Origin of the sequence: Okeania sp. SIO1H4 (assembly GCF_010672695.1) — a bacterium.
Taxonomy (GTDB): domain Bacteria; phylum Cyanobacteriota; class Cyanobacteriia; order Cyanobacteriales; family Microcoleaceae; genus Okeania; species Okeania hirsuta.
The window spans coordinates 308,140-333,144 of the sequence record NZ_JAAHGB010000012.1; the positions used below are offsets into that span (position 1 = coordinate 308,140).

Below are 25,005 nucleotides of genomic sequence, written 5' to 3' on the forward strand. Positions count from 1 at the left end.
CTTATAACTATTCAACTGGACATAATATAAGTCCTAGCTATATTTGATTACCATCTCCCTACCTGCCCATCTCCCTTATTACTCAAGAAGATGATATACAGCAAACGTTTTGAGATTTGGTATTAGATTTAGCGATCGCAACCTCAATTAATAAATAGTTGTCCTTTCAAATTTTTTTCCAGCAAGAGCGATCAAAAAAGAGGGATATATATTGTTGTAAAATATTTATCTGTTCCGGATAGATTGCATATAGTATCGTAGTTATAAATGAGTTCAATTAATTCGGGATGGCCAATATTTACCCACTTACATACAGATTGTCAGTACCTAGTTAATATTACTAAGAATATGAATTTTTTTTTAATACTCACTAGATCAGGGGTTCAACCAATTATTGGTGGGATACGATAGAGGTAAGGGTAAATTATAAGTTAAAATATAAGATATGATATGTAGTTAAATTCTATCTAAGTTAGTATACAACAGTATACCAACCTAGATTAAGTTAAAAGAGTTACTTAGGAGAAAGACAATGACACATAGACAACAAAAACCAAACCCAAAACGAGAAAGTATCTGGAAAAAGCCTACTGCTGACAAGCCGCCAACATTGGAAAAGCTAACTGACAAGGATTTAGATTCTGTAGCTGGTGGCCGTCGTCGTCGTCGTCGTTAATTAATGTAGTGGCTACGATCCCTGTGTGTGGTAATTAAGTAATGACAGTAGTAGTGCTATTGATTACAGACATTTAGTATTAACTGTAGGTATACCACCAAGAGTAAAAAATTGACATACCATCTTCTTCTACCTAAAAAAATCTCATATTTTTAAAGATAGCGATTACTAACTAGAAGATCTAGACCTAATGTAATCAGCTATCTTTTGATAATTTCATAGTTTAACAATAACTACTACAGCTAGAGTTGAAAATTTTCCTCTAGCCTGTTTTATGTGTGGTAACTCAAATTATAGCTCTACCTTTGTCAATTTTGGGTGTCATTCTTCAAGCCAACCTATTCCTGACTTAAACTCTTCCAGTATAACACTAAATTCTATCGCTGTAAAGAAGATTGATATAAATTATCAAGTTGTTCTATAACAGACTGAGGTTTGAAAGTAAAACGGATATAAAAAGTCTTTGATGCTTCTTTTACTTTTAAGACCTTTCCATAAATATGCTCGCTCATAAACGATTTATTGCTAGGATTTAATAAATTAAGTTGGATATTACTGTGAATTAATGGTAGTGAATCTTCTGAAGCATATCTGTTAATCTCTATCTCTGATCCTCTTTGAGAAAGCTTAACTAACTTTCCCTTAAACACAGTATTACTAATATGTTTGCCTTCTACAATTAAATAAAAGATAGGAATTGGTTGTTCTATCGGTAATAGAATTTCCTCTTCTTTCGGCAAAAATAGATTATATTTACCACTAATTCCTCCCACTTCATAAATATTAATTGGATTACTAATACCTTTAGGCTTAATTTCCTTCGTACTATCTATCCTTAATTGTGAGGTACCGACCGCTGCCCTAGTAGCATTAGAAATCAGAATTTGATTTCCAGTGGCATAGCTTTCTATGCGAAAAGCCAAATTAACTTCCCAACCAATAGCAGTATATTCAGTATGTTCTTCAGAGCCAATATTTCCTACTACAGCATCCCCTGTATGAATACCAATACCCATTTCTAAAGTTGGCCACCCTAGAGCTTTGATTTTTTGATTAATAGATTTCATTTCTAACTGCATTGCCAATGCACAGGCCACAGCTCTCTGTGCATCATCTTCCCTAACTATGGGAGCGCCGAATAAAACCATTATTCCATCGCCAAGTAGCTTGTCAATACTACCACCATATTGAGTGATGATTTTTAATATATCTTTGAGATAAATATTAATAATTTCTACAACACTTTCTGGGGATAGTTGCTCAGAAAAGGCCGTAAACCCTCTTAAATCAGAAGTTAATACAGTTATACATTGCCTCTTACCTCCTATTTTTAAACCCTCTTTACTTTCCAATAAATTCTTGACTATTTCATTGGAGTGATAACGAGCAAAAGTTTTTCTAATCAGACTAGCAGTGCCAGCAACATAACCTGTAATGACAAATGAAGAAACTACTATTGCTAATAAAGGAGGCACTACAGGAAGCCACCATCCCCAAAGAAACATAATATAAGTGCTAAGAAAAATGATTCCAGCTTCTAGGATTAGGTTCTTCAATAAAGTTAGTGACAAGAATTTTTTTGTTTGATTTCGCCACTGCCATGTAACTGTGGTTCCAACTCCAGACCAGATAAAAATCCATAACCATTCCTGGGGTTCAGACCAAGTTTTGATTAAGGGGCGTTCATTTAGAGCAGCACTAATAATTTGACTAATAAAATTTGCTTGTAGTTCTACTCCTGTCATTGGTCTTGGTGGAGCTAACAAATGACTACTATAGGGTGTATAGAATAGATCGTTGAAGCTTTCTCCTACTGCTCCAATCAGAATTATGCGATCGCGTCCCCAGTCTGGAGGGACTTGTCCATCAAGTAGATCTGTCAGAGAAACAGTTTCAAAATGACCGCTCGGCCCTCTATAGTTAATTAATAATTGATACCCACGAGCATCGGTTCTGACATAACCACCTTCATTTTTTTGAAAAGGAGGGAATACCTGATTTCCTACGCGCCAGTGATCGGTCCCCTCTACTGTATCTGCTTTAATATTTTCCTTTTCTAAATAAAGTAATGCTAAATGCAGGCTAAAACTATAAATAATTTCCCCATCTTGATTATCTAAATAAAATAAGCCTCGCCGAGATCTATTATCTGCATCGATAGGCGTATCATTTGCTCCTACTTGTCCTTTTTCTTGTAAAGCATATGGTGGTGCTACTCCTTCTCCTCTATCATCCTCTACTACTTTTTGGATCCCAACTAGATTAGGAGTGTTTTGAAATACTTTAACTAATTCTTGATAACCAGGAGGTACAGGTAAATTTCGGTAAATATCTAAACCAATAGCTCTGGGTTCCATTGCTTTGAGTTTTTTGAGCAACTTGGCAAGAGTTGAATCAGGAATTATTCCCTGACCTACTCTGCTTATATCCGCTTCATCAATACCAACAATTACGATACGTTTGTCCCTTGGAGGTAAAGGTCTATTTCTCATATAGAAGTCGTATGTACCCCACTCCCATAGCTGTAATATTCCAGTTAAGCGTAGTAATATTACCAATATAGTTACGCAGGGAGTAGTTATCCACACCCCGCGCCACTGCCAAATTAATGATGTAGCTGTTGATCCACGAGAATCATAATGAGATTTCACTAATGGTTTCTCAATATGTTTAACTTTTAGGTAATCTAACAATTTATATTATCTTTGAGCAGGTTGTATTTCCTGACAACAGTCAAATATTTTACTATCAGCATAGTCCTCTAACCCAACTGATTTTAACAGTTCTTTCCACGCATTAGGATAAGCAACACGAGATTTTTCTAAAGTTGTAATTGTTTCGCTCCAAACTGATGATTCAGCATAGAGTTTAGCTAGTTCTAGTGGTTTTTCCTGCAGTTCTTTTAATTTAGCTTCTATTTCTGGCTTGAGAGGGGTACGTCTTAGCCATCCATTAATATAATAATCTAAAGCACGCTCCTCTGGATCGCAAATTATGCCAAAGTGCCAAATATAAGTGTTATTAGTTTCTAATTCAACTGTTTTTGGCAAACTTACTTTGATAATTCCAGCGGACTGAGGCAGAGATACACCTACTTTATATATTGGTTCTCTGACTCTATTTGTCCAATCAAATAAAGCAAATTCTGCCTTTCGTTTACTACTTTGAGGAACATAAAGGTAAACAGTTGGGTTAGGACTAACTGTTGTACCAATATTATTTTCTGGTACTACAGCAGTGAGGTTGCTTAATTCTTGCTTAATTATTGGATTACAAGGACCGCGAGACCCAGCTCCTCTAGTTCTCGATGGCGCACCTCTTGAAGTTGTTGGTGGAAATGTTACTGCCTGTAATTGTGGCCTTGATTCCACCTTAGTTTTTGCAGTTTGAGGGTGATTGACTGGAGGAGCTGAAACTAAAAGACCTACTAAAGAAAGTCCTAAAAAGTTTCGTACAAACATGATAAAAAATCACCTCCGTATAAACTCAAGTTATATAGCTATTGCTATTTTTAGCTACTATATCTTATTATAACATATAGTTTTTTTTCATTGTCGATAATTAATAGAAAAACGAACTTACAATTAAGTTTGTATAGAATGATTTAGAAAAAAAGGGAACTGCTAATTATTTAGGGATAGTAATTAATATATTTAGACTTTTAGCATTGCTATACAGAGTTTTCTTCTTAGTTATCAAACTATAATTTTTATTTTTTTATTTTAGCAAAAACTATCTTATTACCTTCGACTATTCACGATCATTTGTTCATATTTCATCATTTGTAAATGCTAGCTTATATTCACTCTAATCTAAACATATTGTAGATTTTTTTACCCATCTTCTCCCTGGTTTAAGGCTGTTATTACTGCGTGATGACTAATATTTTGATAAACCTTCTTAAAATTATCCTTAATAATATCAGCAGATGTACCCAAAGGAAGAGGTCCTAAAACATCTAAAACTGTCTCATTACTTGGGGGTGGTGTAATCACTACTAGGGAAGAATCTAGCTGTCGATCGTATTTCCAAAAATCCTCAAAATTTACATATTCTTTATTTGCTGAAGTTAGAGCTTTTTGGTTTTTTTCTGTTGTAATTTTTTCTTTAATTGTGGAATTTTCTTCTTCACTTTGACCGCGTTTTTGCCGGAGAACTTCTAATATTTGTTCTTTGGTACGACCGCGTAATTGAAATAATAAAAATGGATCTTCACTAAAGCGATCGCCTAAGATATAATAAACTGCTGCAATATGTTTACAAACTCTAGCTTTGTCAGGGCAGTCACATTTAGCATGGATATCATCTAAGGTAAATGGAAATAGTCTTAAACCATTAGTAGCAAAAACTTCTTCTATATTTTGAGGCATTTCTCCTGCTAATAATTTGGCAGTAAAAATTGCTCTTTGTGACATTGTTTCAATGACATAATTCCAGTCTTCATCACTAAAAGTATCTAACCATAATGATTGTTTATAAGGTTCTGGAGCTGTCCCTTGAACTTGGGAAATAATTTCTTTGTCTTTAAATTCTAGACTCAGAACGTTTCCTTGTCTGGCATAATTTCTTGCCCGTTCTAATCGTTTTTTAAACCGATAAGAATTTAACAAGTCTATCCATTGTTGAGTCCACCATTCTTTGTCGTTTTGTGAGTTGTTATAGTTAGTCATTTTTTTTATTAAGAAGGAAGAAGGAAGAAGTAAGAAGGAAGAAGGAAGAAGGAAGAAATTAAGTCTCCAATTTGATGAGTAAGTAGGAAGGAAGAAGGAAGAAGGAAGAAGGAAGAAATTAAGTCTCAAATTTGATGAGGAAGTAAGAAGTAAAAAGGAAAAATCTTGCGTTGTCTGAGTTTTAAGTTAAGGAGAGGTAATTATTAATTAGGAAAAGTATTGACAGATAAAGACAAGTGCCTTTTTGGGGTCGAAAAAAGTACCTGGTTTTCAGCTCTTAATGCTCAAAAAGGAGCGTATTTTAGGCTTATAGTTGGGCAGAAAAATTTTGGGACCATTCTTACTCCTACCTTCTCGCTCATTCCCATTTATCCTGTCTTCCCCTCCCCTCCTGGGAGGGGTTAGGGGTGGGTCTTCCCTTACTAAAAGACTTTTTCAGCAAACCCTAATTATTAATTATTAATTATTAATTATTGAAGACCGAAAAGCACTTTTCTTTCTCCTGACTCCTGACTCCTGACTCCTGACTCCTGACTCCTGATTTTTCAATAACTCAAATTTACTCTTCTTCAATTACTTTATTTCTATCAAGTATTAATAAGTTTCTCAACTGGTCTGTATCTAGTTCAGTTAACCATTGTTCTCCTGCACCTACTACTTGTTCTGCTAGTTCTTTTTTACTTTCAATTAAGTCGTGTATTTTTTCTTCTAAAGTTCCAGTACAGACAAATTTATGTACCTGAACATTCCGGGTTTGACCAATTCTAAATACCCGGTCTGTAGCCTGATTTTCTACTGCTGGATTCCACCATCTATCAAAGTGAAAAACATGATTAGCACGAGTTAAATTTAAACCAGTACCTCCCGCTTTTAAAGAAAGAATCATTACTGGTGGACCTTGAGGGTCTTGTTGGAATCTGTCTACCATTTCTTCTCTTTGATTTTTGCGAGTTGCTCCATATAAAAATGATACTTCTCTACCTAATTTTTCTTGCAAATAAGGTTGTAAAACTTTTCCCCATTCGGCAAATTGAGTAAAAATAATAGCTCTTTCTGTTTCTGAAATTATTTCTTCTAACATGGCAGATAAACGTTGTAGCTTTCCTGAGTTTTTATGGCTAATTTCTACTTTTTTCCTACTACCTTTTTTAATCTGCAGAAGTACGGGATGATTACAAAGTTGTTTGAGTTTTACTAATAGGGCTAAAACTTTACCTTTCCGCTGAATCCCATCAGCAGCTTCAATTTCTGCTAAGGAAGTTTCAACTATGTCTTGATAAAGTTTTGCTTGCTCATTTGCTAGTGGGCAAAAGATAGTATTTTCTTGTTTTTCTGGCAAGTCTTGAATAATATCTTTATCAGTTTTGAGCCGACGTAGAATAAATGGTTGAACCAGAGAACGCAAAGTTTGTAATGAATTTGTATCCCCATACTTTTCAATAGGAATAGCAAAGCGACGTTGGAAAAATTGTTTTTTTCCTAAATATCCAGGATTCAAAAAATCTAAAATTGACCATAATTCTGAAAGGCGATTTTCTACGGGAGTTCCTGTTAAACCAATTCTAAAGGATGCTTCTAATTTTCTCACAGCTTGAGATTGTTTTGCCTCTGGATTTTTGATATTTTGAGCTTCATCAACTATTACTGCTTGCCATTTTATTGTCTGTAATGTTTTTTCATCTCGATACAATAAAGCGTAACTGGTTATTGCTAAATGTTTGTCTTTAATTACTTTGAGAAACTCTTTACCTTTGGCACGTTTATCACCATGATGTACTATTACTTTTAAGGTTGGTCCGAATTTTTTAACTTCCCGTTCCCAGTTCCCTAATACTGAAGTTGGGCATACTAATAATGTGGGTGCTTCTAGTAATTCTTGTTCTTGTTGATTGAGAAGAAATGCTATTGTTTGGATAGTCTTACCGAGACCCATATCATCTGCCAAACAAGCACCCAAACCCCAACGTTCCAAAAATGTTAACCAACTTACGCCCCGTGCTTGATAAGGCCGTAGTTCGCCCCGAAAATTCTTTGGAGTCGGAATTTCCTCTAAGGAACGATTATTTGTTAAAGTGTCCAGAAGTTCTTGGAGTTGACCGCCAGCTTCAAAATTAACGACGGGTAACTTTTCCATAACTTGAGTGTCTCCTGTGGCCAATCGCAAAGCGTCTTCTAAAGATAAGGCCATTTCGTCTTGACGACTAGCAAAGAAATTTTGGGCTGCCCGCACATCTTGGGGTTGTAGTTCGACCCACTCGCCGTTAATTTCTACTAAGGGACTATCTTTTGCAACTAATCTATTAAATTCGGCTTTGGTTAATTTCTGACCTCCAATGGACAATTCCCACTGAAAATTGAGGAGACTTTTTAAGCCTAGTCTTTCAGTTTTTTTAATTTTTGGAGCTTGGGCACGAATACTTAGACCTAAGCGGGAAGCCCATCCTTCTCTATTAGCTAAACTAGGTGGTAAAATCACTCCTAAACCACTGTCTGTAAACCGCCAACTCCCACTTTTAATAAATTCATAAGCTTGGTGTGGAGTGAATTGGCAACTTTGGGGAGTTGCTTGTTGTAAACTAGGTTCAATAGTTGGATAAATTCTTGATGCTAAACCTAAACCACTCAGCAGTGTTTCTTGAGGAAATTTAATTGTTCTTCCTTGATAGTTGAAACTTGCTACAGGATTTTTCCAAATTGTCTTGGCATCGACTAAAAATTCTGGATCGTCTATTGCCTGAAGACAATATTCTAGAATCCAATCTTTGGAATTGTTGGATGGTGAATGAAGATGAAAACAGGTAATAAATTGATTTTCTGTAGTTTGATATTGTTGTAGGGGAGATTGCCAATTCTCAAGTATTTTGCTAATTTGCTGTGTTTCTTTAGTGGCAGGTAATTTTAAAGCTGATTTGGCTAATAAGGATTTTAACCATTGTTTAATTACCGGATTTAATGAGGAAATTTCTGTTTGAGATATTTCGGATGATATTTGTCTAATTTGTGTGTCTATTGTTTTTTGCAAGAAATCTTGGAGTAGTTCTTGACTTGCTCTGAGGTTTGGTAATTTTGAAGTGTTATTTTGGGGGATTATTTGTAGATTTTCTAAGGAAATAGGCGACTGCCAATCTAGTTGATATGTGCGACAAACAAGAGGCATTTGTAGAGTAAAATTTTTCAGTCGATTTTGGTCTGTAGCACTATCAAGTAAGGGTTGCCAAATAGCAAAAATTTGTTCATTTGATTGTTGTTCAATAGTTGGTAAAAATTTACATCTTGCTAATAAGTCAAGATTCCATCTTGCAACATGAGACCAAAACCTTAAATCTGCCCCAATGAAAGATTCCGTGATGTTGCCCAGAGGAAAAGAGCGTAAAAATTCTATTGTTTGTATAGGGTTTAGGCAAATTCCTTCTATTTGCCAGGGATAAAGATATAACTTTTCTGTGGTTTCTGAGAAATTACTGGCAGAATGAAGTGGGTATAGTTTTTGGCTAGATTCTAATGATTTTGTGGGAATAGCTAAAGTTTGGTTTGTTGTGATTTTCTGGTTTTTTAAAGATAAATTAATTTTATCCTGACATACATTTAACAGTTCATTTACATTTATTGCATAAGGATTATTAGTAATTTTTCCTGTTTCACCAGCATCCTCTTCTGTAATTCTGCGCCAAGTTTCTCCCCAAATAAAGAAATAACTATCTTGTTCAGACTGAGCAAACCAAAAACCATGTAAAATCGCCATATTAAATATCTATCAAAAAGGTTATATGTAAGCATTTCCTGCGGAATGCCGCGCAAACAGCTATTAGCAGTCAGCTATCAGCAATTAGTAATGAATTATTACTTCTAAGGTTTAGGAAGGAGACTGTAACAGTAATTTTTATTCTGCTTCAATTTCTCAATTATTTTACCTTCCCTCAAAATTAATAGCTGATAGCTAATAGCTGACGGCTGAATGCTTAAGGTTATATTTTGATTACTAATATTTTCTAATAAAAATTGTTGAATAATCAAACTTTATAGCAGGGAATAGTGAATCGTGGCAAAAGCTTTTCTCTGTATCCGATTCATCATCAACATAAGTCCTAACCAACTCGTTCCTTAACTATAGAAATCAAAAATGGCATCCTAGTTAAAATAACTGGATGCAGCCTCCGTAATTGAATATAGAAGGTTATAAAATAAAAGTATTATAGCGGTTTCTGTTCATCAAAATTCTACGAGAGGTAGTAGAAATTAATAGACATCTCTAGAAAATAGGGAAATACCAGATTGTTCCTTCTGTGGTAGATAACTAAACCCCTTGCTGCTTCTTCCATTTTATTTTTAATTTTTTTTTAATTTTTGGAGATGTGTAAAGGAAAGGACGCAGATATATCAAAAGCTTAAAACTTAGACAATGCCAGATTTTTCTTGACTCTGGTAGATAACTAAACCCTTCTTCCTTCTTACTTATTCCCTCTTACTTCTTAACTTCTTCCTTCTTAACTTCTTCCTTCTTCCTTCTTCCTTCTTCCTTCTTCCTTACAATTGCCCCATTAACAATGTTACGATTTCCACAGAAGCGAAAGAATAATATGATTAGAGAAGGAAAAAAAACTGGATGGAAGAGATAGACAAATCCATATCCTTTGATGGACGGGATATTAGACTAAAAGTTGGTTTATTTGCGCCTCAAGCTGGTGGTGCCGTGATGATAGAGTCAGGAGACACAGCAGTGTTAGTGACGGCCACCACCTCCAAAGGTAGAGAAGGAATAGATTTCCTACCTCTTTTGGTGGACTACGAAGAAAGACTCTACGCTGGTGGTAAAATTCCAGGTGGTTTTTTGCGTAGGGAAGGTCGCCCACCAGAAAAGGTGACACTTACTGGTCGTTTGATTGATAGGCCGCTACGCCCTTTATTTCCAAGCTGGTTGCGTAATGATATTCAAATTGTGGCCACAACTTTGTCCATGGATGAAGAGGTGCCACCAGATGTGCTAGCTGTGACGGGTGCTTCTGTGGCAGTATTACTAGCTCAATTACCATTTTATGGCCCAATGGCAGCAGTGCGGGTAGGTTTGGTAGGAGACGATTTTATTATCAATCCAACTTACCGTGAAGTCAAAAATGGCGATTTAGATTTGGTTGTCGCTGGGTCTCCTCAAGGGGTGATTATGGTAGAAGCAGGGGCAAATCAGTTACCGGAACAAGATATTATTGAGGCAATTGATTTTGGTTATGAAGCAGTTTGTGACCTCATTCAAGCTCAACGAGAAATTATTGCTGAAATGGGTATTGAACTTGTTGAATCGGAACCTCCGGAAGTAGACCCCACTTTAGAAGATTATATCAAAGACAAAGCAACAGAGTCGATCAAACAGGTATTATCTGAATACGATTTGGATAAAAATCAGCGCGATGAAAAACTTGATGCAATTAAAGAGTCTATTGCAGAAGCGATCGCTGAACTACCTGAAGAGGAACCTGTAAAGGTATTCATTGAATCAGATAGTATGGCATTAGGGAATGTCTTTAAGGGTGTCACCAAAAAACTGATGCGTAAACAAATTATTGATGAAGGTATCCGGGTTGACGGTCGTAAATTGGATGAAGTCCGTCCTGTTTCTTGTCGGGTAGGAGTTTTGCCACCACGAGTCCACGGTAGCTCTCTATTTAATCGAGGTTTGACTCAAGTAATGTCTGCTGTAACTCTGGGAACACCTGGTGATGCTCAAGAATTAGCAGACGACTTACATCCACAGGACGAAAAACGTTATCTGCACCACTATAATTTCCCTCCTTTTTCTGTAGGGGAAACTAAACCATTACGATCGCCTGGTCGTCGTGAAATAGGTCACGGTGCTCTAGCTGAACGTGCATTGAACCCAGTCATACCAACAGCAGAGATTTTTCCCTATGTTATTCGAGTGGTTTCAGAAGTGCTTTCTTCAAATGGTTCAACTTCTATGGGTTCCGTTTGTGCTTCCACCTTGGGTTTAATGGATGCTGGTGTTCCCATTACGAAACCTGTGAGTGGAGCAGCTATGGGTTTAATTAAAGAAGATGATGAAGTTCGTATCCTCACAGATATTCAAGGTATAGAAGACTTCTTGGGTGATATGGACTTCAAAGTTGCTGGTACTGATAGTGGTATCACAGCTTTGCAGATGGATATGAAAATTACAGGTTTACCTCTAACAGTGATTTCTGATGCAATTCATCAAGCTAAACCTGCACGGTTACATATTTTGGAGAAAATGCTTAGTACTATCGATCGAGCTCGTCCAGATATGTCACCTTATGCACCACGACTATTAACATTTAAGATTAGTCCAGACATGATTGGTTTAGTGATTGGACCTGGTGGTAAAACTATTAAGGGTATTACTGAGGAAACGGGTGTCAAAATTGATATTGATGATGATGGCACAGTGACTATTGCAGCGACTGATGGCGAAAAGGCGAAACAAGCTTGCAATATTATCCAAGGTATGACCAAGAAACTGAATGCTGGGGATGTTTATGTTGGTCGTGTGACTCGAATTATTCCTATTGGTGCTTTTGTGGAAGTGTTTCCAGGAAAGGAAGGAATGGTTCATATATCTCAAATTGCAGATTATCGTGTTGGTAAAGTTGAAGATGAGTTAGCAGTTGGAGATGAAGTAATTGTTAAGGTACGAGAAATTGATGCTAAGGGTCGGGTGAATTTAACTCGTTTGAATATTCATCCAGATGAAGCTGCTGCTGCTAAACTAAATGCAATGCAATGAGTTCTTAAATTAGCAATCAGAAGTCAGCAGTAAATGTGTGCGTTTGCGGAGCATTCCGGAATGGAAATGAGGATTTAAACCCAGAGCTGCAAAAAGCTGTTAACATTAGCGTTTGCGCAGCATTCCGATAGGAAAGATCCTCTGTTTACGCAGCATTCCGTAGGAAAAGAGGCAGTTCCTCTGCAAGAGGCTAACTGAATGCTAAAAGCTAATAGCTAGTTAAGGATAGTTACAAGTCAAAAGTAAAACCTCAGAAATGGGTAATAATCATTCTGTTGTCATTGTGCCGATAGAAAATTTAAGTTTTTCTTTGGAAATATCCCATTAACTGGCACACTTTTGACTTGGTAAGTAGGTTGGTAAAATTAAATATAAAATGCTTATAAGAGGGAACAGAAAACAGGAAATTTTGATTAAAAAGTATTTCACTTTACCTGAAATCTACCTCTTAAAGTTTTATATTTATTTATAACCACTGTTCTCATGTTCGGTTGAATACTTATAAATAACGATGATAGCTAAAAGTCTTATATTATCGGCAATTTATTCCCCTCCTGGGAGGGGTTAGGGGTGGGTTGCCAGATGAGCTGTTGCCTGCGCACAGCGCTATAATATCTGAAGAAAAAAGAGATCATGGCAAAATTTAAGAAACTATTTCACCCCAGAATTAAAAAACAACTGCCATTACGTTTGGTTCAGACCTTACCAGTAGTATGACAAATATGCGCTTTTATTAGCATACTAGGATGGTTGTCATTAGTTCATAGCCAAACAGCAGTTAATGAAATTGTTAATCAGCTCCAAAAAGAAATTAGCAGTCGGGTAGAAAAACGGACAAAAACTTACACAAAGATTCCATATTTATTTATGAAAATAGTAATTTTGATAAAATTTGCCCACCTGACAAATAAAAATTTGTCAATCAATATTGAAAAGTATTATTTTCTCTAAATACTCAAAATATTATGTCTTCTAATTTCCCCAAAAAATTAATTTTAATTACAGCACTTCTATCATTAATTCCATTAAGCACTGCTCAATACTTACCTCAAGTTAGTAATAATTTTATCTCTACATTTTGGCAGAAATTAACAACAGCAAATACTAGCAATAATTCACTTACTACTGCAGCTCCTTCCCCTTCAGTATCTAAACTACCAAAACCTCCACTAGCAACTTATAAAAACTTCGACATCGTAATTTATGGAGATGAACTTCAAGGAATATGTGCTGCTATTTCGGCTAAAAAAACATTAGGAAAGACAGGTAAAGTTGTACTAATACGTTCCAATTCTGAAAATGCAGCTCTAGGTGGTTTACTCACACGAAGTGGATTAGCTTATCTTGACTATGATAAAACACCAGATTGGCAATATCGACCATATTCTCAGTGCTTTCTTAACTTTTTGAAAAAAGCAAAAGTTGTCGAAGCTTGTGTTGCTCCAGACAAAGCAACAAAAGCAATGAAAGAAATGTTAGAAGCGGCGGGAATTGTAGTTATTTCTAATGCTTCTCTTACACCTTATGTCGAGAATAGAAAAATTAAATTTGTACAGATCGACGACACAAATATTAGAGTCAAAGCTGCTGCTTTTATAGACAGCACTCAAGATGCAGAACTAGCAAGAAAAGCTGGTGTACCTTACTATTTAGGATTTGCATCACAAAACCCACAACTATGGGATGAAACTATCGCAACTTCTATTGTTCCCACAGTGACTGGTTTAAGTATTTACGAATTCAAAAAAATAGAATCAAAAATACTGTTTAACCGTCAAAAAATGGCAAAAATTAAGACAAAAATTCAAGCAGACCAAGCACCAACAGATGCTAAATTTACCCTAAAAAAATTTAGATTGCCAATAATTAAAACATATAAAGATGGCTATATTAACAGAAGTATTGCTTTAGCAGGGGCTTATCATATTCATAGAAAACACTCTTTTAATCTAGATTTATCATCAGTATTTTTATTTGATAAGCTGAATATTTGTCGTGTGGGTCAACGGGAATTATCTTTGAATGGATTTTTGTTTAAATATAACAGTCAAAAAGTGAGAGAAATAGAAAATAATAACTTTCAACCAACTCAAGACATGATTACAGAGATGCAGGAACTTGAAGCTTGGTTGAGAAAAATGTCAGGGAAAGATGTCAAAGTAATTTTACCTTCTGAAGTTTATATTAGACATAGTTTAAATATTACGGATGTTGTTGATCCATTGACAGGAAAAGAAATTCTTCAAGGGGGTACTTCAGCAGAAAATTCTATTGGTACTTTTTCTTATGAATTTGATTTTAGGGGTGGTGTTAAAGGTTTAGGTATTAATTATTTACCTCTACCGATATATAACTTTGGAATTGAAAGTGCTTTAGCTAAAAATGTGAATAATTTAGCAGTTGTCGGACGCTCATCTGGATATATAGGAATTGCTGTAGCAGTAGCAAGAATTCAAACTATGAGTATTTATCAAGGACAAGCAATAGGAGTAGCAGCAGCTATGGCAAATCAAAAAGGTATACCCTTAAATCAAATCACTTCTGCTGAAGTTCGGGAAAAATTAGAACAATTAACTGGTAAAAAGACAAAATTAAGAGGTGAAAATCGAACTGGAAGTAGAGATTATAGTCATGTAAAATAACCTAAAGGGAATAGGGAGTAGGGGGTAATATATCTTATAGAAAATTTCATCTCAGTTAGGTACAGTACTAGCGGGCAATATGCCCGCACTACAGAGATTTAAACACTAATATTTGACTTCATATACGACCGAATCTCCTGTAAGTTCATAGCTATAATTCTTCACTCGCATTACCGAATTTAACTTATTATTTAATATAATAAAGTCATCAATAAGCATAGCATTATTTTTGGTATTTCATATATAGTAGTCGAAGCAAAGGTTAGGACAGATAAAAAGCTTAAAACTCAAACAAAGCAAGGTTTTTCCTTCTTCTTTCTTCCTTCTTCCTTCTGCTATAAAATCTAATTAGGGCTTGCTGATTAAATCTAAAAGCATTGACATATAAAGACTTTAGCCTTTTTGGGGTCGAAAAAAGTGCATGGTTTTCAGTCTAAAAGGCTCAAAAAGTTAGTATTTTAGGCAAGAGTTGGGCAGAAAAATCAAGGGACAATTCTTACTCCTACCTCCTCTAAATTCCCATTTATCCCCTCCTGGGAGGGGGAGGGGCGAGGGGTGGGTTGTCTCCTACCCCAGCAAAAAGACTTTCCATACGCAAACCCTAATCTTTCATAATAGCTTGCCCAAAAATATAAATTGATAGAATTGCTAATAATCCACGAAAAGCTAAACTGATAACTTTGTCTGGTAATTTAGGCAGAAATCTCGTACTAAATTGAACACCTAATAAACCACCAAATCCTAATAATGCTCCAGGTTCCCATAAAACATTACCTCTAATCCCATGACCTATACAAGCAGAAAAAGCTGTAATTACAATCACTCCTAAGCTAGTTTGAATAGCTACCTTAATACTTTCACCTAATAATAATATTTGCAAAGGTACTATAATTACACCACCTCCCACACCAAATACACCTGCTAATAATCCAGCTAAACTACCAGTAATAACTCTAGCAATAACCTTGATATATTTATCTGGAAATTGATAATTTATTTCTTTGACTATTTTCTCAAACATTAATGGTAAAGGATGGGGAGTAAATGGCAAAAAAAATTCCACTATAAAATCTTGATTATTAGTATTTTCTGCTTTGAATTTAAGATTTTCCTGCTGATTATTTTGTAATTCTTCGTCTTTCTTTTTCTTCATTGTTATTTGTTTACGAAACTCCACTAAATAGATATTCAAAGCTAGAAATAATCCAAAAGCAAATAACAACCAACGAGAAGCAAATAAATTGGCAAAATATACCCCCAACTGAGCAGTAATCAAAGCCGGAAACCCTATTCCTAGCACTCGACTAATACTTAAATATCCCATTTTCCAGTTTTGAATACTACCAGAAGTAGCCGTAATTATAATTGATAAAGTGCTAGTAGCAACTGCTTGTATAGGTTCATATCCTAATGTCACTAATAAAGGTACGAGAATAGTACCACCACCAATACCTAAAAATCCAGCCAATACACCAGCAAATAATCCAGAAACAGCCAGAATAAATAATTCTATAAAAGTCATTTTATTTAAAATTTTCAATTTTTTATAGTAGGCAATCTAAGTTATCTAAATAAGTTCTTTTTAGAAAACTCCAGTCATTGTATCCTAATTCTTTCTTCTTGCTCAAAATTTATTGCCAAAATAGATATCTGAGAAATTCTATAACTATAACAGATATTCAATCCTGATGAATATTATCCCCAGATGGGCTGAGAAAAGCTTGGGAAAAAAGAGGTAAATTTCGAGAACTACAAACTAGAAATACTCAAAGAAATATAGTATTTGAACTCAAATATAGAGAAAAAAAATCGCCTTTAATTATACCAAGCGTGAAAAAATAATGTGTTTGAATAATAAGTGCGATCAAAAGATTTTGCAGGAAATGTACCTTTGACAAAGCGGTCGATCTTTGGAGCTTCCCGTAGGGTGGGATGGCGAGGGAACCTCGCTGTCGACCATCGACCAAGAGAGCGGTGCGACCCCTCGACGACGCTAGTCGCACCTGGTAGCGCACCAAGAGAAAAAGAGAATTTACGACCGTTAAAACTGGTATTGAAGCAATTCCCGTGTGATATCAAATCCGGTAGCATCGGTATAAAAAAAATTTTCATCTTCATCCAAGAGCAAATGTTTCGCGCATTCTCTTCCCTCCTGAGGAGGTCCTTCCCCTCCACCGGAGGGGGAGGGGCGAGGGGTGGGTTGACTCGGTCCTCCTAGATTAACTATCTAATTACACCGATGCTACCGGATTTGATATGATTAGGTCCGACTGAGTCACCCTCCACCGGAGGGGGAGGGGCGAGGGGTGGGTTGACTCCTAAGAAATAGCCTAACTTTCGTAGCAAACATTTATTAAACTGGCATTACATATCATCTTGCCATTCCTGAAAGAATAAAAAGTCCTTATATTACTGAAGAATTGTTGCGGTGGAGAAGATCGCAAAGAGGAAAACCTTTTAAGTTTTTAGACTTTAAAGAAGGGGAAGGCGAAATAATTACGGGGAAAAAGACTGATAAAGATGACAACCGCATAAATGAAAAGCTAGAATCTCCAGAATTTTTAGCAGTAAGTATTCTCAGACAATTTGCCAAACATCTTCGTGATATCTGTTGATAAGTGGGTAACTTTATAGCTGCCAGGGGCGATCGCTTCTTCATTCATCAACCTCAAACAAGGAATGAGGTAAACCTGAATTACGAATAATAGATTGTAAAGTTCCCACTCTTAATTCTTTAATAATGATGATTTTCAAAGAATGGTCTAAAACTCTCGGTATACATTAATCCTTCATATAATATGCCCTAGTTCCTTTAGCATTTATTGCCTCTCCCAATCTATTTAACCCATGCACATAAGCAGCAGTTCGCATCGAAACAGACAACTCTTGAGATATTTGCCAAATTTGCTCTGTTTCTGCCAACATTTTTTCTTTCAAGCGTTGATGAATCTCATCCAAAGTCCAATACAAACCACTGCGATTTTGTACCCACTCAAAATAACTTACAGTCACTCCACCAGCATTAACTAAAATATCAGGAAATACATAAATTCCACGGTCTTCTAAAATTATATCTGCAGCAGAAGTAGTCGGACCATTTGCAGCTTCAAAGATAAATTTTGCTTTAATATCTTTGACACTTTCCTCAGTAATTTGATTCTCCAAAGCAGCAGGAATTAATATATCAACATCTAAAGCTAAAAGTTCTTTATTAGTCAAAATTTGATGCTCAACAATATTACAAACACTGCCTTTACAGTAAACAGCTTGAATACCTTTATTAGACTCCTTATATTGTCGAATACTAGGAATATCTAAACCCTTTGAATAATAAATACCACCCTGAGAATCACTAACAGCAACTACCTTATAACCAGCTTGACAAAGTAACTCTGCCAAAAATGCTCCTACATTACCAAAACCTTGTACTGCAACTGTAGTTTTTTCCGGAATATATCCAAACTTGGACATGATAGTTTCAATAGTAAAAAAAGCACCCATTGATGTTGCCGTATTTCTGCCCAAACTACCACCAATAGTAACAGGTTTACCTGTAATAACTGCCGGAATTAATTGTCTGCGAATAATACTATACTCATCCATCATCCAACCCATAATCATTGGGTTAGTGTACATATCAGGTGCCGGAATATCCACATCTGGACCGATAAAATCAGCGATCGCATCAATATATCCACGACTCAAACGTTCTAATTCCATCCGAGATAACTCTTTCGGGTTAACAGTAATTCCACCCTTCGCTCCACCAAAAGGTAAACTCACAACTGCACATTTAAAAGTCATCCAAAAAGCTAAAGATTTTACCTCATCAATAGAAACATTTGGATGATAACGAATACCACCTTTTGTCGGTCCTCTAGTATCATCATAACGAACTCGATAACCTTGAAAAACTCGTAATGAACCATCATCCATTCGGACAGGAATTGAAACTATTAAACTAGCTTTTGGATGTTTGAGACGCTCTTTTGTATCTTCAGAAAGAGAGACATATTTTAATGCTTTTTCTAACCTGAGACTAGCATCAGCAAATAAAGAATCTGACATAAATACCTATTTTGATGAATAAAATTATGTTGGTATTTAGATCATAAATCTCTTGATTCACTGTAATGATTAAGAAAAATAAAGAATAACGGCGTTGCTGAAGCGCGTGTATGATATTAATCTTAATTACTTAGGAGTCAACCCACCCCTGCCCCTCCCAGGAGGGGAATTCAGTCGGACCTCCTCAGGAGGGAAGAAAGAAGAAGAAATCCCGAGTATAAGGAGAAAGTTTTTTGGTCAGGTAAGCGGAAGGTCGTTCTATAGCGCTCTTATCCGGACAGATATCATACCTCTTTTCACCAACGCCAAAAAATAAAATCATATCAAATCCGTTGGCTTCGGAGTAATATAGTTCTATTGTCGTCATATAGTGGTTAAGGGAGAATGCCATTTGCCCCTACAATATGGACTCTTATCTTTAAGTACTGAATAACACTGATGCTACCGGATTTAATATCAATTATGGCACAGCAATTATCAATTATTTCCCCCTACTCCCTACTCCCTCTTTTCTGAAGATTTCTATTAACTTACAGCACTTTTGAGGATAGTGAGGTACACTTAGGGTTTGCGTATGGAAAGTCTTTTTGCTGGGGTAGGAGACAGGAGACAGGAGACAGGAGACAGGAGAAATGGGAATTTAGAAGAGGTAGGAGTAAGAATTGTCTCTCAATTTTTCTGCCTGCCATAATCATCCTAAGATACTAGCTTTTTGAGCTTTTTCTGCCGAAAAGCTGGTACTTTTTTCAACTCTAAAACGCTACAACCTTTATCTGTCAATACTTTTAGAATTAATCAGCAAGCCCTACTTATAGGACTATTCTTATATTTCCTATTCCCTGTTCCCTAGAGCAATAAAACTTTGTACCTCATCAACTAGAAAACTGCTGTAAGTAAAAATGCTTGCTTTGATAGAAGTTACGTCGCGCTGTAAAGTAGTCCCAATCCACAAATCCTGCTTTCAGATGTCTAATTCCCGATCTAGGATCGAATGTTGTCCGTCCATGCATTACCCTCACATTATGTATTAGCAAACAGTCCCCATTATTGAGACGGAAGCGGTACTGATATGCTGGATTTTTCATATAGTGATAGAAGATTGAGTAAGCTTCATAAAAACTTTCTGTCTTCTCAAATGGGATAGTTCGTTCGCAGTTTTTTTCGTTAAAGCAGATGCGATATATATTACCTTGTGTATCTAATTGAATAATCGGAGCAGTATCAGAAAAGTAATAATTATTCTGGGGGTCAAATTTATGAAAAACAATCGGAGTGTCGCTCAAAATTTTGAAGTATTCAGGATATTTTTGACGAAAGTCTTCACAAACCCGAAAACTATCAACCAGTATTGATTCGCCACCTTTAGCATTATGTTCGACGCAATAGAAAAACGGCATCAAGAACTTGCTCAATTTATAGTTATGAGCATTGTGAGGCAATACCTCTGGACCTGTCATTAAATCGCCCAAATCTTTAGCATCTGGAGTAGGTTTAACATCACTCACTATCTCAAATGTAGCATTGATTGGTCCAATAGATTTTGTGAGAAAAGATTCCATTTCCTCAATACTCATATTACTGAGTAACGTAAATCCCAAGGCACAAAGTTCGTCCATCCACAGTGATTGTGGACATGAATGAATGTCGTGTCGCTCTATAGGATGCTTATCGAACCAAAATCGATCCCATAATACAAGTTTTGGTTCGTTACAGATTTGCTTTGGATCTGGGTCGTAGGCATATTTCATCAGCCAGGAAATAGGATATATACTGCGATGAGAAGGCTTTTCATCCCAATCAATAATCAATTCTTCTTCATTTAATTCCACATATAATGGCTTTGGTTGTGGATTCTCAGTATAATCATAAATTCTCCGAAAAGTATCTGGATTACGAGACTGAGGATTCAAGCAATTATCACGCAACCAGATATAGTGGAAACCTTTGCCTCTGACTTTAATAAAACTTTCATTTAAAATTGTTGTACTGTTCATTCAAAACTCCTACTTTTTGGTAGCTCAAAACTAAGGAATACAAATTAAATTAAATTTTATTAAGTTTTTGACATTCTTAGACGAAAATTTATATTAATTTTGGCTACATAGGCTGATAGAATAAATCTAATTGCTGGTATTCAATAACAGAAAAAAAAAGCATTTCCCACCTGGAATACGAGACCATAATTGCTTAAAAGTTTTTCCTCAACGGTCTCGCCGTAACCCATCCGATAATTCCTGGTTGAAAATGGTTGACCATTATTGATCGCCACTTTTTATTTTTTTTCCCAGATAACATCATGTCCGGTTGAATACTTATAAATAAACGACTGAGGAGTCGGGAGGACCTAGTCAGGAGGGAAGAAAGAAAAAGAAAGAATCAAAGAGGAGAAAGTTTTTTTGATCACGCTCTTATCCGGACATGATATAAGCGATCAGTTCATCAATTTCTGTTACTTCAGTTTTTTTTCCAAAATCCTGCGCGGATATCTATAATTAGGGTTTGCGGAGTAAAGTCTTTTTGCTGAGGTAGGGAGTAGAGACCCACCCCTCGCCCCTCCCCCTCCCAGGAGGGGAAAAAGGGAGTAGGGAGTAGTTAGGACGTAGAAGAAATGGGAATTACAGAGTAAGTGGCCAAAATAATATTAAGAGTGATTTTTCGGCTTTTGCTTCCCGAAAATGCTCATAAGCATGAACCTGAGCAACTGAAAAGCTCATACTTTTTCAAGACATAAAAAGCCTAAAACCAATATCAGTCAATGCTTTGATATTTAATCAGCAAGCCCTATATTAGACATCTCCAAGAATAAAAAATCAAATCAATTATCCCACAGAGACTATGGATTCTTTCCCCCTACTCCCTACTCCCTACTCCCTCTTTCGGAGGAGATGTCTATTATCTATCAGTCAAAAATATCAGAAAAATTATCCTTAAATATTACTTTAAAGGGGTGAAATACCTGAGTCTAGAGATTCCTCCCGGACATCAGCAACTAAATACTAAAATAGATAGTAATAGTAGTAATACTCTGTGTTGTCGTTTATGGTAGAAGTCCTAGCAGCTTTGTCTGCATCAGCAGCAGCAGGTATCAGAATAGCCTTACCGTTACTGTTAATCGGTTTATGGCAAAATGATTTATGGTCGAAAGTACCTCTGCTGTCCAATATTTCCCCACAAATATTAGTGGGAGTTTTAGTTAGTTGGTCTTTATTTGAAATATTTGCCTCAAAACGGCTGTTAGGCCAACGCATTCTAAATTTAATTCAACTTTTATTCAGTCCAATAGTAGGAGCAATTATGAGTATGGCGATCGCCAAGGCCACTCATTTAGAAGACTGGTTAACGATCGTGATGGGAGTAGTTGGTGGTTTACTTGCCTTAGTGCTGCAACTTGTTCAGGTCGGATGGTTTTATCGATGGCGTGGTTTGCCTCTCTGGATGCTGTTAGTGCAAGATGTTCTGTGTATTTGCCTGGTAATTTTTGCCTTTGACGCACCACAACAAGGAGGATTAATTGCCTTACTATTGTTGTGGCTAGCAATTCGTAGCTATCAGGATTGGTATCGGTGTTATAAAGGACTTTAGAACCTACGTTCCGCACGACAAAATGTAGCATAGAAGAAGGAGTCAGGAGACAAGAGACAGGAGACAGAATTTAGAAGAAAATCATAGCTGCCGCGATCAAGTCAACAATTAAGTAAGTATTTATGCTTAATATTTCACTGGGAATTTGACTCCTGATCGAGGTAGATAAAGTAATAAGTCAAAAGTCAAAAGTCAAAAGTCAAAAGTTAGAAGTTAGAAGTAAATTATAGTGGTCAATAGAAATCAACGATTAAGTAAGTATTTATGCTTAATATTTCACTGAGAATTTGACTCCTGATCGAGGTAAATGAAGATAATTTATATAGTATAAATACTTAAACAAGCTAAGGATTTTATACTAATTTTCATGTTACAAAATGTGGGTTTAAGGATATAGCACTACCCATGAAGATTAGGACAAGTAAGAAACTTCAAAACTCTTCACTGTAATGTTTTGACTCTAGCTGATAGCTGATAGCTGTATAGATTAATTTTAGAAGGGGCATCGCTAGATGCCAAATGTCCCTATTCTAAAGTAAGCCAGCCAAGTGTAATGGGCCATAACCAGTAATTAATTCCAACAACAAAGCCATAAACCCAAGCATTGCTAACCGTCCATTCCATACTTCTGCGGTGGTAGTCAAACCCCATTGCCATTTTTCTTGGGGATACATTTTGATAATTTTTTTCATCTGGATAGCATCGGAAAAAAGACGAGTAGGAGCATCCAGAGCTTCAACAACTAAATCTGCTAAATCATTGATAAATACTGGATGGGTATTGAGAGCAGGCACTCGGTAAAAATTACTAATTCCAGCTTCTTCTGCCACCTCACGATATTCCATATCAATTTCTTGCAGAGTTTCAATATGTTCGGAAACAAAGCTAATGGGAACTACTAATAAATCTTTAACCCCATCACTGGCCAATTCTTGAATAGCCTCTTCAGTGTAAGGTTTTAACCATTCCACCGGACCTACCCGACTCTGATAAGCTAAGGTATGAGAGTTAGAACGATTCAAAGCCTTCATAATCTTATCTACACAGTCTTCAATTTCTGCCTGATAAGGGTCTCCTGCTTCTTCAACGTAGCTAACTGGTACACCATGAGCACTGAAAAAGATATGGACTTGCTCTGAGTTGGGACAGTTATCTAATTCTTGAGCAATTAATTCTGCCATGGCCTGAATATATCCTGGTCGTTGATACCAAGAGGGAATAACAGTATATTCAGTGTTCTGTAATTCTGGGTCTTTTTGCCAGAGTTGATCAAGTAATCTAAAGCTAGAACCGCTAGTACTGATAGAATATTGAGGATAAAGTGGCAGAATTACTAACTTTTCTATTTGGTCACGCTTAATTCTAGCGAGAGCTTCTTCTGTAAAAGGATGCCAGTAACGCATTCCTATATAAGTTTGAGCTGTTAATCCTTTTTCTTCTAACTGTTTTTCGATCGCCAAACCTTGCTGTTCGGTAATCGATCTTAATGGAGAACCACCGCCAATTTCTTTATAATTGTCCTGAGACTTTTGAAAACGCATGGTGGAAATAAACCATGCTAAAGGTTTTTGCAACCAAGGAAAGGGGAGACGAATAATTTCTGGGTCAGAAAATAAATTAAAAAGAAAGGGACGGACATCTTCTAGTTGTTCTGGCCCGCCTAAATTAAGTAATAAAACTCCAACACGACTCATAATATTAATCAGGCTCCAATTTTAATATTTGTTACTAAATTTAACATATTAATATTTTCTTAAGTATATTTTCCAAGGAATAAAGAGTCAACTACTACCCCAAATCTATTCCAATTGAGCGATTAACTATAAATAAAATTTATACACTTTTGACTTTTGACTTTTGACTTTTGACTTATTAATCTTATGGCAACAATTTTCAGAGACTGGAGCTACAAATATCAATGGTTATATGACGGTATTTCTCGTTTGGCAGCTATTAGTGTTGGTGGAGAAACTAAGTTTCGTCAACTAGCTTTACAAGGTTTAACTATTGAGCAAAATACTCAGGTACTTGACCTTTGTTGTGGTAGTGGTCAAGCAACTAATTTTCTGGTTGAATATTCCCAAAATGTTACAGGATTAGATGCTTCTCCACTATCAATTAATAGAGCGAAAAAAAATATACCATCGGCTAAATATATTGAGGCATTTGCTGAGGATATGCCATTCTCAAATAATCAATTTGATTTAGTACATACGAGCGCTGCTCTACATGAAATGAATTCTGAACAATTACGGCAAATTATTCAAGAAGTTTACCGCATTCTTAAACCAGGAGGTATTTTTACTTTTGTTGACTTTCATCGTCCGGTAAATATTCTTTTTTGGCCTGGGTTTGCCATTTTTTTATGGTTATTTGAAACTGAAACTTCTTGGGATTTTATTAATACAAATATCTTGGAATTATTACAAGAAGTAGGGTTTTATTTAGTTGATACTGACTCACCTAAACCCCTTTTATATGCTGGTGGTAGTCTTCAGATAGTTCAAGTTAAAAAATAAAAAATAAAGTTGCTTAAAAATCTGTTTAACCTGTGAGTTATATGATAATTTGATAATTATGTTTAAAGTTGACCGAATAATTAATAATTACCCA

General features: G+C 36.0%; 16 protein-coding genes. 6 read left to right on the top strand and 10 right to left on the bottom strand.

What is annotated here, in order from left to right; genetic code table 11:
• The first annotated feature begins 532 nt into the window (after positions 1-532).
• Positions 533-676 carry a hypothetical protein gene (locus tag F6K06_RS12135; RefSeq protein ID WP_161564944.1) on the top strand — a complete coding sequence of 48 codons (144 nt, stop codon included), beginning with the start codon at positions 533-535 and terminating at the stop codon, positions 674-676.
• Between the two features lie 377 nt (positions 677-1,053).
• On the opposite strand, the gene F6K06_RS12140 is transcribed toward F6K06_RS12135, so the two are convergent.
• The 4 genes from F6K06_RS12140 to F6K06_RS12155 form a co-directional block, all read right to left on the bottom strand.
• Positions 1,054-3,369: an adenylate/guanylate cyclase domain-containing protein gene (locus tag F6K06_RS12140; protein WP_338043146.1), complete on the bottom strand. Its 2,316-nt coding sequence runs from the start codon at positions 3,367-3,369 to the stop codon at positions 1,054-1,056.
• A 6-nt stretch (positions 3,370-3,375) separates the two neighbouring features.
• Positions 3,376-4,137: a DUF928 domain-containing protein gene (locus tag F6K06_RS12145; RefSeq protein ID WP_124144140.1), complete on the bottom strand. Its 762-nt coding sequence runs from the start codon at positions 4,135-4,137 to the stop codon at positions 3,376-3,378.
• Positions 4,138-4,509: 372 nt separating this feature from the next.
• Positions 4,510-5,346 carry an SWIM zinc finger family protein gene (locus F6K06_RS12150; RefSeq protein WP_124144139.1) on the bottom strand — a complete coding sequence of 279 codons (837 nt, stop codon included), beginning with the start codon at positions 5,344-5,346 and terminating at the stop codon, positions 4,510-4,512.
• 559 nt (positions 5,347-5,905) lie between these two features.
• Entirely contained in the window at positions 5,906-9,088 is a 3,183-nt protein-coding gene (locus F6K06_RS12155) for a DEAD/DEAH box helicase (RefSeq protein ID WP_124154391.1), read from the bottom strand.
• Positions 9,089-9,949: 861 nt separating this feature from the next.
• Here F6K06_RS12155 and F6K06_RS12160 point away from each other — a divergent pair.
• Together F6K06_RS12160 and F6K06_RS12165 are read left to right on the top strand one after the other, a co-directional pair.
• Positions 9,950-12,100, top strand: coding sequence for a polyribonucleotide nucleotidyltransferase (locus F6K06_RS12160; protein WP_124144137.1), 2,151 nt, complete (start codon positions 9,950-9,952; stop codon positions 12,098-12,100).
• A 965-nt stretch (positions 12,101-13,065) separates the two neighbouring features.
• Entirely contained in the window at positions 13,066-14,742 is a 1,677-nt protein-coding gene (locus tag F6K06_RS12165; protein ID WP_124144136.1) for an FAD-dependent oxidoreductase, read from the top strand.
• A 601-nt stretch (positions 14,743-15,343) separates the two neighbouring features.
• Here F6K06_RS12165 and F6K06_RS12170 read toward each other — a convergent pair.
• From F6K06_RS12170 to F6K06_RS12180, 3 genes are all read right to left on the bottom strand, one after another.
• Positions 15,344-16,264 (bottom strand): sulfite exporter TauE/SafE family protein, encoded by a 921-nt coding sequence (locus tag F6K06_RS12170; RefSeq protein WP_287241177.1) that lies wholly within the window; start codon positions 16,262-16,264, stop codon positions 15,344-15,346.
• A gap of 293 nt (positions 16,265-16,557) precedes the next feature.
• On the bottom strand, positions 16,558-16,821 hold the full coding sequence (locus F6K06_RS12175; protein ID WP_287323244.1) for a hypothetical protein: 264 nt from the start codon (positions 16,819-16,821) through the stop codon (positions 16,558-16,560).
• Between the two features lie 144 nt (positions 16,822-16,965).
• Positions 16,966-17,088: a hypothetical protein gene (locus F6K06_RS12180; protein ID WP_287309048.1), complete on the bottom strand. Its 123-nt coding sequence runs from the start codon at positions 17,086-17,088 to the stop codon at positions 16,966-16,968.
• Positions 17,089-17,165: 77 nt separating this feature from the next.
• Here F6K06_RS12180 and F6K06_RS12185 point away from each other — a divergent pair, with 77 nt between their 5' ends.
• Positions 17,166-17,357 (top strand): hypothetical protein, encoded by a 192-nt coding sequence (locus F6K06_RS12185; protein ID WP_124144134.1) that lies wholly within the window; start codon positions 17,166-17,168, stop codon positions 17,355-17,357.
• 166 nt (positions 17,358-17,523) lie between these two features.
• Here F6K06_RS12185 and F6K06_RS12190 read toward each other — a convergent pair whose 3' ends face one another.
• Together F6K06_RS12190 and F6K06_RS12195 are read right to left on the bottom strand one after the other, a co-directional pair.
• A complete protein-coding gene (locus tag F6K06_RS12190) occupies positions 17,524-18,810 on the bottom strand; it encodes a Glu/Leu/Phe/Val dehydrogenase (protein ID WP_124144133.1) in 1,287 nt (428 codons plus the stop codon).
• Between the two features lie 872 nt (positions 18,811-19,682).
• Positions 19,683-20,804: a TauD/TfdA family dioxygenase gene (locus F6K06_RS12195; RefSeq protein WP_124154388.1), complete on the bottom strand. Its 1,122-nt coding sequence runs from the start codon at positions 20,802-20,804 to the stop codon at positions 19,683-19,685.
• 1,045 nt (positions 20,805-21,849) lie between these two features.
• Here F6K06_RS12195 and F6K06_RS12200 point away from each other — a divergent pair.
• Positions 21,850-22,392 (top strand): DUF4126 domain-containing protein, encoded by a 543-nt coding sequence (locus tag F6K06_RS12200; RefSeq protein WP_287241180.1) that lies wholly within the window; start codon positions 21,850-21,852, stop codon positions 22,390-22,392.
• Between the two features lie 530 nt (positions 22,393-22,922).
• Here the strand turns inward: F6K06_RS12200 and hemH are convergent.
• On the bottom strand, positions 22,923-24,086 hold the full coding sequence (gene hemH, locus F6K06_RS12205) for a ferrochelatase (RefSeq protein ID WP_287241182.1): 1,164 nt from the start codon (positions 24,084-24,086) through the stop codon (positions 22,923-22,925).
• A gap of 186 nt (positions 24,087-24,272) precedes the next feature.
• Here hemH and F6K06_RS12210 point away from each other — a divergent pair, with 186 nt between their 5' ends.
• Complete coding sequence (locus F6K06_RS12210) at positions 24,273-24,911, top strand: class I SAM-dependent methyltransferase (protein WP_287241184.1); 639 nt, start codon at positions 24,273-24,275, stop codon at positions 24,909-24,911.
• Positions 24,912-25,005: the final 94 nt, after the last annotated feature.

What these genes read in the sequence shown, in the direction of transcription:
- F6K06_RS12135 (WP_161564944.1), top strand. Translation starts at nt 533, where the DNA reads ATGACACATAGACAACAAAAACCAAACCCAAAACGAGAAAGTATCTGG.
- F6K06_RS12145 (WP_124144140.1), bottom strand. Translation starts at nt 4,137, where the DNA reads ATGTTTGTACGAAACTTTTTAGGACTTTCTTTAGTAGGTCTTTTAGTT.
- F6K06_RS12150 (WP_124144139.1), bottom strand. Translation starts at nt 5,346, where the DNA reads ATGACTAACTATAACAACTCACAAAACGACAAAGAATGGTGGACTCAA.
- F6K06_RS12155 (WP_124154391.1), bottom strand. Translation starts at nt 9,088, where the DNA reads ATGGCGATTTTACATGGTTTTTGGTTTGCTCAGTCTGAACAAGATAGT.
- F6K06_RS12160 (WP_124144137.1), top strand. Translation starts at nt 9,950, where the DNA reads ATGGAAGAGATAGACAAATCCATATCCTTTGATGGACGGGATATTAGA.
- F6K06_RS12165 (WP_124144136.1), top strand. Translation starts at nt 13,066, where the DNA reads ATGTCTTCTAATTTCCCCAAAAAATTAATTTTAATTACAGCACTTCTA.
- F6K06_RS12170 (WP_287241177.1), bottom strand. Translation starts at nt 16,264, where the DNA reads ATGACTTTTATAGAATTATTTATTCTGGCTGTTTCTGGATTATTTGCT.
- F6K06_RS12190 (WP_124144133.1), bottom strand. Translation starts at nt 18,810, where the DNA reads ATGTCAGATTCTTTATTTGCTGATGCTAGTCTCAGGTTAGAAAAAGCA.
- F6K06_RS12195 (WP_124154388.1), bottom strand. Translation starts at nt 20,804, where the DNA reads ATGAACAGTACAACAATTTTAAATGAAAGTTTTATTAAAGTCAGAGGC.
- F6K06_RS12200 (WP_287241180.1), top strand. Translation starts at nt 21,850, where the DNA reads ATGGTAGAAGTCCTAGCAGCTTTGTCTGCATCAGCAGCAGCAGGTATC.
- hemH (WP_287241182.1), bottom strand. Translation starts at nt 24,086, where the DNA reads ATGAGTCGTGTTGGAGTTTTATTACTTAATTTAGGCGGGCCAGAACAA.
- F6K06_RS12210 (WP_287241184.1), top strand. Translation starts at nt 24,273, where the DNA reads ATGGCAACAATTTTCAGAGACTGGAGCTACAAATATCAATGGTTATAT.